The sequence below is a fragment of the Pseudomonas sp. BN415 genome, from assembly GCF_029871195.1.
GTDB classification, from domain to species: domain Bacteria; phylum Pseudomonadota; class Gammaproteobacteria; order Pseudomonadales; family Pseudomonadaceae; genus Metapseudomonas; species Metapseudomonas resinovorans.
This window is the reverse complement of sequence record NZ_SSOK01000053.1, coordinates 101,949-114,401: the sequence shown is the minus strand read 5'-3', so window position 1 is coordinate 114,401 and position 12,453 is coordinate 101,949. Positions and strand designations below refer to the sequence as shown.

Below are 12,453 nucleotides of genomic sequence, written 5' to 3'. Positions count from 1 at the left end.
TTTCATTAGAGGAATCCAATGAGCCGTCCCTCCCGAAAAGACGACATCCTCCAGGCTGCGTTGGCCTGCTTCAGTGAGCAGGGCGTGGATGCCACCACCATCGAGATGATCCGCGACCGATCCGGTGCCAGCATCGGCAGCCTCTACCACCATTTCGGCAACAAGGAACGCATCATTGCCGCTCTCTATCTGGAGGGGGTGAGTGGCTATGCGCGTTTGCTGGAGGCTGGGTTCGCCAAGGTGGATAGCGCCGAGGGTTGCATCAAGCTGTTGGTGGCCTGTTATGTCGACTGGGTGCTGGAGAACCCGGACTGGGCGCGGTTCATCCTGCACAGCCGGGGGAGGGTGGAGGCGAGCGAGCTGGGTGAGCAGCTGCGGGAAACCAACCGCCTGCACCATGGGCGCATTGAAGAGATACTGCGGCCTTATCGCGAATTAGGTGCCTACCGTGAAATGCCTCGCGACTGCTTCGTTTCTGTTGTCATCGGGCCGGTCCAGGACTTCACCCGTAACTGGCTGGCGGGGCGCACCCGCACCAGTCTGGCCGATTGCCGCGAGCTGTTCATACAGGTGGCCTGGGATGCGGTTCGCGCACCGTAAGCTGGAAACTGCAGGGGCGGATTCATTTGAACTTGGGAAACCACTAGCAACATGAAATCGGGTTTTCTGTAGGAGCGAACCTGCTCGCGAACAGCCCAGGCACGAAGTTTCGCGAGCAAGCTCGCTCCTATACGTCAGTAGCCCGGATGAGGTCCGGGAAAAGTCCAACCGCCTCTATCGGATTTCATCTGGGCTACGATTTGCCGGCCGCCTCCGAGACGCTTCCTTATAGGGGCAAAAGCAAGTCCACGTTCTACGAACGTGGATGTTTACTCGCACCTGCAAGAGATCGATTGGCCAAACAAAAAGCCCCGCGTGTGCGGGGCTCTTCGTTGGTGCATGACTCAGGCCGTGCGGCGACGGAACAGCGGCAGGGGCTGGTCGCTGGATGCCTGGTAGACCTCAGAGAACTCTTCGAAGGCCTTGAGGGCGTCGTAAGGGTCCTTGTCCGCCCGCAGTGCAAAGGCGTCAAAGCCACAACGCTGGAGGGCGAAAAGCTGGTCGCGCAGTACGTCGCCTATGGCGCGTACTTCACCCTTGTAGCCGTAGCGTTGGCGCAGCAGGTAGGCGGTGGAGGAGTGGCGGCCGTCAGTGAAGGCCGGGAAGTTCAGCGCGATGACCTGGAAGTGTTCCAGGTCGTCGGCGATCTCTTCGATCTCTTCGTCGCTGTCCAGCCAGACACCGAGGCCACCGTCGCGGGCTTTCAGTGCATGGGCGTGATCGCGCCAGAGCGCCAGCGGGATGATGATGTCGTCACAGTTGGGGATACCGTCCAGGGTCGCGTCCTTGGCCAGCAGGTGCCAGGTTTCGTCGATGACCTGACCGTTCTTAATGATTCGCTGCATAAACGCGCTCCTTGAACGGGTCGATACCGATGCGGCGGAAGGTGTCGAGGAATTGCTCGTCTTCGGTGCGCTGTTCCACGTAGACCTTGATGATCTTCTCGATCACGTCGGCCATTTCGTCCTGGGCGAAGGACGGGCCGAGGATCTGGGCCAGGCTGGCGTCACGGCCGGCGCTGCCGCCGAGGGACACCTGGTAGAACTCCTGGCCCTTCTTGTCCACGCCGAGGATGCCGATGTGGCCGACGTGGTGGTGGCCGCAGGCGTTCATGCAGCCGGATATGTTCAGGTCGAGGTTGCCGATGTCGAACAGATAGTCCAGGTCGTCGAAGCGACGCTGGATGGCTTCGGCCACCGGGATCGACTTGGCGTTGGCCAGGGAGCAGAAATCGCCGCCCGGGCAGCAGATGATGTCGGTCAGCAGACCCACGTTCGGGGTGGCGAAGCCAAGTTCGCGCAGCTCGCCCCAGAGGGTGAAGAGCTGGGCCTGCTCAACATCAGCCAGGATGATGTTCTGGTTGTGGCTGTTGCGCACTTCGCCGAAGCAGTAGCGATCAGCCAGGTCGGCGATAGCATCCAGCTGCTTGTCGGTGACATCGCCCGGCGCGACGCCAGTGGGCTTGAGCGACAGCGTCACGGCGGCATAGCCGGGCTTCTTGTGGGCAATCACGTTGCGCTCGCGCCAGCGGGCAAAGCCCGGGTGCTCGGCATCCAGGGCAGCGAGGGTAGCGTCCTGGTCTTCCAGGGTCTTGTACGTCGGGTCCACGAAGTGCTTGGCGACACGCTCCACTTCGGCTTCGGTCAGGGTGGTCGGGCCATCCTTCAGGTGTACCCATTCGGCGTTCACGCGCTCGGCGAACACTTCCGGGGTCAACGCCTTGACCAGGATCTTGATGCGCGCCTTGTACTTGTTATCGCGACGGCCGTAGCGGTTGTACACGCGCAGGATCGCGTCGAGATAGCTGATCAGGTGCTGCCAGGGCAGGAACTCGTTGATGAAGCTGCCGACGATCGGGGTACGGCCAAGGCCGCCACCGACCGATACGCGGAAGCCCAGCTCGCCGGCTTCGTTCTGCACCGCTTCCAGGCCGATGTCGTGGACTTCGATGGCGGCGCGGTCGCTCACCGCGCCGTTGACGGCGATCTTGAACTTGCGCGGCAAGTGGGAGAATTCCGGGTGGAAGGTGGACCACTGACGGATGATCTCGCACCAGGGGCGCGGGTCGACGAGTTCGTCACGGGCAACGCCAGCGAACTGGTCGGTGGTGGTGTTACGGATGCAGTTGCCGCTGGTCTGGATGGCGTGCATCTGCACGGTGGCCAGCTCGGCGAGGATTTCCGGCACGTCTTCCAGTTCCGGCCAGTTGTACTGGACGTTCTGGCGGGTGCTGATGTGGGCGTAGCCCTTGTCGTAATCGCGAGCGATCTGCGCCAGCTTGCGCACCTGGACGGAAGAGAGCAGGCCGTAGGGCACGGCGACACGCAGCATGGGCGCGTAGCGCTGGATGTACAGGCCGTTCTGCAGGCGCAGCGGGCGGAATTCCTCACCCGAAAGCTCGCCTTCCAGATAGCGGCGGGTCTGATCGCGGAACTGCTTGACGCGGTCCTCGACGATCCGTTGATCGTACTCGTCGTATACGTACATGAAATGTCCTGTTGTCAGGCTGCTTACAGCTTTTCTGCGCGCACGGCCGCGCACTCCCCGCGGAGCCGGAGGAAGATACCAGTTCGGGGTTATGCGCAAAAGTGATGTTTGAGTATATATAAAGAACCAGAAGTTATTGCCCTGGGACCGCGCATAACCCTTTGGCTTGAGGCCCGGCGGGGGGTGGTCTTTACTCGAAGTGCAAGCCGCCTATAACCACAACAATTGGGGGACGTCATGACCGAGCATTCCGAAGATTCCAGCCACGACAGCAAGGTCGATGCCTGGGCCATCTTCTTCTTGATCCTGATCGCCGTTTCCACTGCGGTGTTCTGGGTCAGCCACCAGTAAAGAGCGGGGCCTGGCGGCCCCGTTGCCTCCGATCACCCGGTAAGAAGCAGTTATACTGCGCCGCCGATTTTTCCTGGGTGATGGAATGAAAGGACTGGGTGTCTGCCTTCTACTGTGCCTCTGCCTGGGCGTTAGCCAGACGCTGAGTGCCGCTTCCGTTGTTTTTCTCAACCCGGGGCGTCACAACGAACCCTTTTGGGCGAGTTATGCGCAGTTCATGCAGGCGGCCTCCAATGACCTCGACATGGACCTTGAAATCCGCTATGCCGAGCGCGACCTGGACTTGATGCTCGACCAGGCCCGTGAAGTGCTGCAGGGGGCGGATCGTCCTGACTATCTGGTGTTCGTCAACGAGCAATATGCGGCGCCCGAAATCCTGCGTCTGTCGCGCGGCAGTGGGGTCAAGCTGTTTACCGTGAACAGCAACCTGACGCCTGATCAGCAGTCACTGACCGGGGGCACCCGGGAGCGCTACCCCGACTGGATTGGCAGCATGGTCCCCAATGACGAGGAGGCCGGCTACCTGATGGCGCGCTCGCTGCTGGAACAACAGGAGCGCCTGGCACCTGGCCAGCCCTTTGACATGCTGGCGTTTTCCGGCGTCAAACAGACGCCCGCGGCCCAGCGACGTGAGCGGGGCCTCAGGCAGGCCCTGGTCGAATTCCCCAATGCCCATCTGCGCCAGTTGGTCTACAGCGAATGGAGCCGTGAGCGCGCCTACACCCAGGCCCTGCAACTGTATCAGCGCTATCCGGACGTGAAACTGGTGTGGTCGGCCAACGATGAAATGGCCTTTGGCGCGATGCAGGCCGCCACCGAGCTGGGGCGCAAGCCTGGGCAGGACCTCCTTTTCTCTGCACTGAACAATTCACCGGAAGTCTTGCGTACTTATCTTGATGGGAAGATCAGCGCCTTGGTCAGTGGGCACTTCACCTTGGGCGGCTGGGCCATGGTGCTGTTGCATGACTACGACGCTGGCTTGGATTTCGCCCGTCACGGTGGCAAGGATCGTGAAGTGCGGTTGTTCATGGCCCTGGACCGGGACAAGGCAACGCGGCTCTTGCGACATATCGAGCGGTATGGCTTCGACCTGGACTTCCGGGCCTTCAGCCTGGTGGGCAAGAAAGGCGCGCGTGACTATCGCTTCTCCCTGGCGCCTCTGATCGACTAAGGCTTCAGATGCCGGCGAAGTGGAGCACCAGGCGCACCAGGCCATAGAGCACCAGCACGAAGGCCGCGGTGAAGAGCACGCCGAGGATGATGAAGTGGCTGGGCTTGCCGCGACTGAAGTCGCGGGTGCGATTCTTCCCGCTCTGCACGCCGAAGGCAGCTGCCAGCACGCTCTGCAGCATTTCGCGGAAGCTCAGGGGTTGGTCGTGATTCTTGTCGTCCATGGGACACCTCCTGGCCTGAGCTTAGCTCGTCGGCACGAACCTGTTGTCCGATCGCTCAGGAGGCGGGGCGACGCAAGCGGCGAGTGTTGACCAGGTCTACGGCACGGGCGCGCAACTGGCCGCAGCCACCCTCGACGTCCTGGCCAGCAGAGTTTCGCACCTTGGTAAGGATGCCGCGACTGTGCAGGTAGCGGACCATCTGCACGATTCGGTCACCATCGGGGCGCTGGTATTCGTCTGCATCCAGGCTGTTGTAGGGGATGAGGTTCATCACCGCGTACTTGCCCTTGAGCAGACGAAGAATGCCGTCCATTTCTTCCTGGCTGTCGTTGATGCCCTTGAGCAGCGTCCACTGGTACTGGATGGGATAGCCAATGGTGCGGGCATAACGCTCGCCCAGTTCAACCAACTCATCCGGAGCGATGCGCGGTGCCTTGGGTAGCAGCTGTTCGCGCAGGTCGGCACGGGTGGTGTGCAAGGACAAGGCCAGGGCTGGCTTGACCCGCTCCTGGGGCAAGCGCTCGAAGACGCGCATGTCGCCGACGGTGGAGAACACCAGGTTCTTGTGGCCGATGCCGCCGTCAGTGCCCAACAGATCAATGGCTTCGAGCACGTTCTCCAAGTTGTGCGCCGGCTCGCCCATGCCCATGAACACGACTTTCTTCACTGGCCGGAAGCGGCGGGCGAGGGCAACCTGGGCGACGATCTCGGCGCTGCCCACCTGGCGCAGCAGTCCGCTCTTACCTGTCATGCAGAACACGCAACCCACTGCGCAGCCGACCTGGGTCGAAACGCAAAGCCCGTCGCGGGGCAGCAGCACGCTCTCCACCATCTGGCCGTCGCGCAATGCCACCAGCAGGCGGGCGGAGCCATCTACGCCGGGGTGCTCCGAACGAAGGTGAACCAGTGCCTCCAACTCGTCGGCCAGCGCGGGCAAGCCGTCACGGACGCTGAGCGGCAGGAAGTGCTCGGTGTGTTGGCGGCGGGTGCCGGCATCCAGGGGCTTGCCCTGCAGCCAGCAACGCACCACCCGTCCGCTGTGGACGGGGAGGGCGCCGAGGTCGGCGAGGCGTTGGTGGATATCGCTGATACGCATGGGGCGCGCATCCTACCACTGTCCCCAATGAGGTGGCAGACCCGCCGACCAGCCGGTTGGCGCGCGTCAGGGTGCCTCAACGCTGATGGCCAGGGCCGAGGTCAGTCGAATCACCACTTCCTGGTTGAGGTAGGTGGGTTTGAGCTCAATGTCAGGACGCACTCTCACAACCTTTCGGCTGCCATCGGCGAACTCCAGGGTGGCGGTGTGCTGGGTGGTGTCGATGGCCTTGACCACTGCGGTGATTTCCACGGTGTCCGCGATCAGCATCCCCGGCTTGCTGCCTTCCGGTGCCGTCGCCACCAGTCCGGCCGCGCCATCTTCCTGGGCTTCGCCTGGTGCGCGCAGTTGGATAACGCGCTCGTGAGTCACCACCGCCTTGACCCGGTCACCGGTTTTGAGCTGCGAGAAATTGCGCATTTCCGGCACCGCATTGAAGGTCTGGCGGTTACCTTGCTCGTCCTCGAGAGTGAAGGTCCGCTTCTGATGATCGACAGCCGTGACAACCGCCGAGATCTGCTCGGTTTCGGACGCGACGCCGCCGGGCACCCCCTGGGCGTAGACGTCGGCTGCGCTGGTGGTCACGTTCAAGCCATCGTTCTCGGCATGGCTGCTGCAGGCCGTGATTAGTCCGAAGGCAATCAGGAGTGCGGGAATTCGGCTGGCGTAGGGCATGTTGTATTCACCTTGGTCGGTCGGGTTCCTGAAGAATTGGATGCGCACGTTGCGAACATTCCGTTTCGCCCGGGCAATCCGCCTGGTCGGCTTGTTCAGCGTAGGCGAGGCGGTGGCATTTGCCTCCGTGGTATTCTGGCGCGCTGTTCGATTCAGCGATTCTGGAGCTGTTCATGAAGTTCATCCATCAACGCGAGCACCTCAGCGAGGGCGATCTGGTCGTCATCCAGTGTTCGCAGACCTGCAACATCCGTTTGATGAGCGATGCGAACTTCCGCAGCTTCAAGAACGGCGGTCGCCACAGTTACCACGGCGGCGCCTTCGACCGCTTCCCGGCGAAGATCGTGATCCCCAGCACGGGCTTCTGGAACGTCACCCTCGACACCGTTACCCGCCGCGCCATCAGCGTCACGCGCAAGCCCAACTTCGAGTGGTCGATCAAGTTCGTGCGGCGCACCAAGTCGTGATTTGACCTGAGCGGCAGAGCCAGTGGATCAGTTCGCCTGACCCTGCTTCAGCAATTGCTCTGCAAGCCTGGCCGCATGCTGACGCAACTCGGGTACCGCAGTTGCCTCCCAGTAGCGAGCGCGCAGCATGGGGCTCAGCAAGAACAGTCGCTCATGGGCGGCCTGGTCCTTAGCGAGTAGTCGGTAGTCCTCCGTGGCCTCCAGGCCCAATCCTTCCGCGTCCCGTTGCACCTCGCTGCGGGCGTGGAGCCTGTTCAACAACGGTTCATCCAGCTTTGAAAGGTCGCTGCACGGCCCCGTGCAATTGATGACGTAATCGACTTCCAGTCGGCAAGGCTGCTGCTTTCCGCGCATTTTTACGTTCAGGAGCAGAGCCTCGTCGGAGACCTTTGCGACGCTCAAGCGTCCGGCTTTCACAGTGAGGAGGTTGTGCAGAAGCATTGCCTCGATCCGCTTTGCAATGTTCGGTGCAGCCCTGTGGCGATGGACTTCCCAGTAAGGTTGCAGATGGCGGAGAAAACGTCGGCGCTCGCTGCACGCCAAGCGTTGCCAGAGCGACGGGGTCGCTGGACGCAGGGCAGCGACTACATCGCGCCAGTCATACCCGTCGCGTTGGGCTGCGTCGACGAAGGCCCGGATGTCGGACAGCAGGTGCCGCATCGTCGTTCGGTCCAGCAGTGATTCGGGCACCGAGGGAAGGGTCGGAGATTCCAGGTTGGTGCGGTGCGGCTGGGGGAGCAGGGCTCGGCGCGACACAGCAAGAAGCGGACTCTGATGGCCGTGGTCCTGCAGGCTCAGAGCAACGTCGAGCATGGTCAGTCCAGTTCCGACCAGCAATATCCGCGCATTTCGGTCGATAGGATCGAGGACTCCTGGCAGCCACGGATCGCGAATGAAACGTGGATCAGCGGCAATGCCGGCAAGCGGGGCAGGTATTGCCGGGGCAAAGTTTCCTGTGGCGATGACCGCTTGAGTCGCCTCCAGAGTGCGGCCGTCTTGCAATTCCAGGGCGACTTTGTCGTGAGTCACGACGCTATCGATGACCTGCGCTTCGACATGCTCGAAGGAAACCGCTGGAGACTTGTCAGCGATGGCTTCGGCCAGACGATGCTCCAGGTAGTCCCCATAGAGGCTGCGGGGCAGGAAATCGCCAGTTCGGGATTCGGGAAGCCGGGACTGAGCGTACAAGAGGAAGTCATCGGGGCGATCCGGAAACAGGCTCATTCGCCCGGCAGGAACATTGAGAAGGTGGCTGGATGACCGGGTGCCATAGGCCAGCCCCCTTGCCAGGCGACCGGAGCGGTTAATCAGCTGCACATGCAGCGGCCCCTTCGCGTGGCGTAGCAGTTGGATGGTCAATGCCGTCCCACAGAATCCACTGCCGATAATGCTGATGTGTTGTTGCAACGTCACTTCCATCCCCTCTTGGGGTCTGTGGCCGCATTGCACCATTGCGACGGACCAGATCCGTCGTAATGGTGCAGCACGGGTCGTTCTAGTTCTCGTAACCCAGATTCGGCGACAGCCAGCGCTCGCTTACGGCCTGGTCCTGACCCTTGCGTTTACTGTAGCTCTCAATCTGGTCGCGCTCGATTTTGCCCACCGCGAAATACTGGGCTTCGGGGTGTGCGAAGTACCAGCCGCTGACCGCGGCCGCCGGGAACATGGCGTAGTGCTCTGTGAGCGTCACGCCGCTGGTGCCCTGTGGGTCGAGCAGGTGGAAGAGGGTACCTTTCTCGGTGTGATCCGGGCAGGCCGGATAGCCCGGAGCGGGGCGGATGCCTTTGTACTGTTCCTTGATCAGCGCCTCGTTGTCCAGGCGCTCGTCGGCAGCGTAGCCCCAGTATTCCTTACGCACGCGCTCATGCAGCCACTCGGCGCAGGCTTCGGCCAGACGGTCTGCAAGCGCTTTGACCATGATGGCGCTGTAGTCGTCGCCTTTGGCCTCGTACTGCTTGGCCAACTCCTCGGCGCCGATGCCGGCGGTGGTGATGAAGCCGCCGACGTAGTCCGTGATGCCGCTCTCCTTGGGCGCCACGTAGTCGGCCAGGCAGAGGTTCGGCTTGCTGTCGGGCTTGATGGTTTGCTGGCGCAGGTGGTGCAGGCGCGCGAGGGCCTTGCCGTGGCCGTCGTACACCTCAACGTCGTCATGATCCACCTGGTTGGCCGGCCAGAAGCCGAATACTGCGCGGGCCTTGATCAGCTTGCCGTCGATCAGTTGCTTGAGCATGGCCTGGGCGTCGTTGAACAGGGCGGTGGCCGCTTCGCCTACCACTTCATCGGTGAGAATGCGCGGGTACTTGCCGGCCAGATCCCACGAGATGAAGAAGGGAGTCCAGTCGATGTACTGGGCCAACACCGACAGGTCGATGTCTTCCAGCATTTGCACACCGGTGAAGCTCGGCTTGGGTGCGCGGTAGCCTGTCCAATCGAACTGAGGTTTGTTTGCCAGGGCGTCGGAATAGGCCAGGCGCTCGGTGCGTGCTGCGCGGTTGGCGGTGCGCTCACGCACCTCGACATAGTCAGCGCGGGTCTTCTCGACGAAGCCGGCCTTCAGCTCCTTGGACAGCAGTTGGGTGGCCACGCCCACGGCACGAGAGGCGTCGGTGACATACACCACGGCGTCGTTGCTGTACTGCGGGTCGATCTTCACCGCTGTATGGGCTTTGGAGGTCGTGGCGCCGCCGATCATCAGCGGCAGGCTGAAGCCTTGGCGCTGCATTTCCTTGGCGACATGGACCATCTCGTCCAGTGACGGGGTGATCAGGCCGGAAAGGCCAATGATGTCGCACTTCTCGGCAATGGCGGTCTGGAGGATCTTCTCTGCCGGAACCATTACGCCGAGGTCGACGATGTCGTAGCCGTTGCAACCCAGCACCACGCCGACAATGTTTTTGCCGATGTCATGCACATCACCCTTCACCGTGGCCATGAGAATCTTGCCCTTGGCTTCCGGCTTGTCGCCTTTTTCCTCTTCGATGAAGGGAATGAGGTGGGCAACAGCCTGCTTCATGACACGGGCGGACTTCACCACCTGGGGCAGGAACATCTTGCCGGCGCCGAACAGGTCGCCCACCACGTTCATGCCTGACATCAGAGGCCCTTCAATCACCTCGATCGGGCGTGCGCATTGCTGGCGGCACTCTTCGGTATCTTCGACGATGAAGGTGGTGATGCCTTTCACCAGAGCGTGCTCCAGGCGCTTGCCCACCGGATAGCCGCGCCATTCCTCGTTCTCGGCTTCCTTGACCGCTCCGCCGCCTTTGTAGTTGTCGGCGATGGCCAGCAGGGCCTCGGTGGAGTCAGGGTTGCGGTTGAGTACGACGTCTTCGACCTTTTCGCGCAGCTCGGCGGGAATTTCGTCGTAGATCTCCAACTGGCCCGCGTTGACGATGCCCATGGTCAGGCCGTTCTTGATCGCGTGGTAGAGGAAGACCGAGTGGATCGCCTCGCGCACCGGGTTGTTGCCGCGGAAGGAGAAGGAGACGTTGGACACACCGCCCGAGGACAGCGCATAGGGCAACTCGTCGCGGATGTAAGCGCAGGCTTCGATGAAGTCCACCGCGTAGTTGTTGTGCTCCTCGATGCCGGTGGCCACGGCGAAGATGTTCGGGTCGAAGATGATGTCTTCCGGCGCGAAGCCCACTTCGTTGACCAGGATGTCGTAGCTGCGCTTGCAGATTTCCTTCTTGCGCGCGGCGGTATCGGCCTGGCCGACCTCGTCGAAGGCCATCACCACGACTGCGGCACCGTAGCGCTTGCACAGGCGGGCGTGGTGCTTGAAGGCTTCCACGCCTTCCTTCATGGAGATGGAGTTGACGATGCCCTTGCCCTGGATGCATTTCAGGCCAGCCTCGATCACTTCCCACTTGGAGGAGTCGATCATGATCGGCACGCGGGAGATGTCTGGCTCGCCGGCGATCAGGTTCAGGAAGGTGACCATGGCCGCCTTCGAGTCCAGCATGCCCTCGTCCATGTTGATGTCGATCACCTGGGCGCCGGCCTCAACCTGCTGCAAGGCGACTTCCAGGGCCTCGGTGTAGTTCTCTTCGCGGATCAGTCGGGCGAACTTGGCGGAGCCCGTGATGTTGGTGCGCTCGCCGACGTTCACGAACAGCGAGTTGCGATCGATGGTGAAGGGCTCCAGTCCCGACAGGCGACAGGCCTTGGGGATATCCGGGATAGCGCGCGGCGGATACTTGGCCACGGCTTCGGCGATGGCCTGGATGTGCGGCGGGGTAGTGCCGCAGCAACCGCCGACGATGTTGAGGAAGCCGCTCGCCGCGAACTCCTCGACCACCGAGGCCATTTCCGCCGGCGTTTCGTCGTACTCGCCGAAGGCATTGGGCAGGCCGGCGTTCGGGTGGGCGGAGACGTGGGTCTCGGCCTTGTTGGACAGCTCTTCGAGATACGGGCGCAGGTCCTTGGCGCCGAGCGCGCAGTTCAGGCCCACGGAGATCGGCTTGGCGTGGCGCACCGAGTTCCAGAATGCCTCGGTGGTCTGGCCCGACAGGGTGCGGCCGGAGGCATCGGTGATGGTGCCGGAGATCATGATCGGCAATTCGAAGCCCAACTCCTCGAACACGCCCTGCACGGCGAAAATCGCTGCCTTGGCATTGAGGGTGTCGAAGATGGTCTCGATGAGGATCAGGTCCGAGCCTCCCTCGATCAGTGCGCGGGTGGCTTCGGTGTAATTCTCCACCAGCTCATCGAAGGTGACGTTGCGGTAGCCGGGGTTGTTCACGTCCGGCGAGATGGAGCAAGTGCGGCTGGTTGGGCCGAGTACGCCGGCAACGAAGCGCGGCTTGGCCGGATTCTCTGCAGTCTTGGCGTCGGCCACTTCACGGGCCAGGCGTGCACCTTCGACGTTCAGCTCATAGACCAGCGCTTCCATGCCGTAGTCGGCCTGGGACACGCGAGTGGCGTTGAAGGTATTGGTTTCGAGAATGTCCGCACCGGCGTCCAGGTAAGCCTTCTCGATGGCCTGGATCACATCCGGGCGGGAGAGCAGCAGCAAGTCGTTGTTGCCCTTCACATCGCTCGGCCAGTCGGCGAAGCGGGTACCCCGATAGTCCTCTTCCTGCAGCTTGTAGCTCTGGATCATGGTGCCCATGCCGCCGTCGAGGATCAGGATGCGCTCTTTGAGCGCCTGTTGCAGGGCTTGCTGGCGGGCGATGCGGTCGGACATGGGAACTACCTGAGGGATGGCGTGAACAAAGGCGGGGATGATAACAAAACCTTAGTAATTTTTAGCTTGTTCGCCATTTTCATGAATTTTGTTCATGTTGATGGTGGGGCGAGATCACCGCTCCGATCTGCAAGCCAGTAGAATCCGCGCATTTGCTCCTCATGGATCGAGTCATGTCGCTGCGAACCCTCGCCA

At 61.9% G+C, this 12,453-nt stretch carries 10 protein-coding genes; 3 read left to right on the top strand and 7 right to left on the bottom strand.

The features are described 5' to 3' along the window. Positions 1 to 18 precede the first annotated feature (18 nt). Positions 19 to 600, top strand: coding sequence for a TetR/AcrR family transcriptional regulator (locus E8F20_RS13680; protein ID WP_280284184.1), 582 nt, complete (start codon positions 19 to 21; stop codon positions 598 to 600). 344 nt (positions 601 to 944) lie between these two features. Here the strand turns inward: E8F20_RS13680 and E8F20_RS13675 are convergent, their stop codons facing one another. Continuing rightward, positions 945 to 1,445 (bottom strand): DUF934 domain-containing protein, encoded by a 501-nt coding sequence (locus E8F20_RS13675; RefSeq protein ID WP_028627735.1) that lies wholly within the window; start codon positions 1,443 to 1,445, stop codon positions 945 to 947. Further along, complete coding sequence (locus E8F20_RS13670) at positions 1,429 to 3,087, bottom strand: nitrite/sulfite reductase (protein WP_280284183.1); 1,659 nt, start codon at positions 3,085 to 3,087, stop codon at positions 1,429 to 1,431. Before E8F20_RS13670 ends, E8F20_RS13675 begins: the two co-directional genes overlap by 17 nt. Before the next feature lie 436 nt (positions 3,088 to 3,523). On the opposite strand from E8F20_RS13670, the gene E8F20_RS13665 reads away from it, so the two are divergent. Beyond that, positions 3,524 to 4,609: an ABC transporter substrate-binding protein gene (locus E8F20_RS13665; protein WP_280284182.1), complete on the top strand. Its 1,086-nt coding sequence runs from the start codon at positions 3,524 to 3,526 to the stop codon at positions 4,607 to 4,609. Positions 4,610 to 4,613: 4 nt separating this feature from the next. Here the strand turns inward: E8F20_RS13665 and E8F20_RS13660 are convergent, their stop codons facing one another. The 3 genes from E8F20_RS13660 to E8F20_RS13650 form a co-directional block, all read right to left on the bottom strand. Continuing rightward, positions 4,614 to 4,832 (bottom strand): DUF2970 domain-containing protein, encoded by a 219-nt coding sequence (locus E8F20_RS13660; RefSeq protein ID WP_280284181.1) that lies wholly within the window; start codon positions 4,830 to 4,832, stop codon positions 4,614 to 4,616. A 55-nt stretch (positions 4,833 to 4,887) separates the two neighbouring features. Continuing rightward, complete coding sequence (locus E8F20_RS13655; protein ID WP_280284180.1) at positions 4,888 to 5,928, bottom strand: RNA methyltransferase; 1,041 nt, start codon at positions 5,926 to 5,928, stop codon at positions 4,888 to 4,890. 66 nt (positions 5,929 to 5,994) lie between these two features. After that, positions 5,995 to 6,603, bottom strand: a complete 609-nt coding sequence (locus tag E8F20_RS13650; protein ID WP_280284179.1) for a hypothetical protein — start codon at positions 6,601 to 6,603, stop codon at positions 5,995 to 5,997. Between the two features lie 173 nt (positions 6,604 to 6,776). Here E8F20_RS13650 and E8F20_RS13645 point away from each other — a divergent pair, with 173 nt between their 5' ends. Continuing rightward, positions 6,777 to 7,070, top strand: coding sequence for a DUF1883 domain-containing protein (locus E8F20_RS13645; RefSeq protein ID WP_280284178.1), 294 nt, complete (start codon positions 6,777 to 6,779; stop codon positions 7,068 to 7,070). 27 nt (positions 7,071 to 7,097) lie between these two features. On the opposite strand, the gene E8F20_RS13640 is transcribed toward E8F20_RS13645, so the two are convergent. After that, positions 7,098 to 8,477: an FAD/NAD(P)-binding protein gene (locus tag E8F20_RS13640; RefSeq protein WP_280284177.1), complete on the bottom strand. Its 1,380-nt coding sequence runs from the start codon at positions 8,475 to 8,477 to the stop codon at positions 7,098 to 7,100. 88 nt (positions 8,478 to 8,565) lie between these two features. Then, entirely contained in the window at positions 8,566 to 12,258 is a 3,693-nt protein-coding gene (gene metH, locus E8F20_RS13635) for a methionine synthase (RefSeq protein WP_280284176.1), read from the bottom strand. Positions 12,259 to 12,453: the final 195 nt, after the last annotated feature.

What these genes read in the sequence shown, in the direction of transcription:
- E8F20_RS13680 (WP_280284184.1), top strand. Translation starts at nt 19, where the DNA reads ATGAGCCGTCCCTCCCGAAAAGACGACATCCTCCAGGCTGCGTTGGCC.
- E8F20_RS13675 (WP_028627735.1), bottom strand. Translation starts at nt 1,445, where the DNA reads ATGCAGCGAATCATTAAGAACGGTCAGGTCATCGACGAAACCTGGCAC.
- E8F20_RS13670 (WP_280284183.1), bottom strand. Translation starts at nt 3,087, where the DNA reads ATGTACGTATACGACGAGTACGATCAACGGATCGTCGAGGACCGCGTC.
- E8F20_RS13665 (WP_280284182.1), top strand. Translation starts at nt 3,524, where the DNA reads ATGAAAGGACTGGGTGTCTGCCTTCTACTGTGCCTCTGCCTGGGCGTT.
- E8F20_RS13660 (WP_280284181.1), bottom strand. Translation starts at nt 4,832, where the DNA reads ATGGACGACAAGAATCACGACCAACCCCTGAGCTTCCGCGAAATGCTG.
- E8F20_RS13655 (WP_280284180.1), bottom strand. Translation starts at nt 5,928, where the DNA reads ATGCGTATCAGCGATATCCACCAACGCCTCGCCGACCTCGGCGCCCTC.
- E8F20_RS13650 (WP_280284179.1), bottom strand. Translation starts at nt 6,603, where the DNA reads ATGCCCTACGCCAGCCGAATTCCCGCACTCCTGATTGCCTTCGGACTA.
- E8F20_RS13645 (WP_280284178.1), top strand. Translation starts at nt 6,777, where the DNA reads ATGAAGTTCATCCATCAACGCGAGCACCTCAGCGAGGGCGATCTGGTC.
- metH (WP_280284176.1), bottom strand. Translation starts at nt 12,258, where the DNA reads ATGTCCGACCGCATCGCCCGCCAGCAAGCCCTGCAACAGGCGCTCAAA.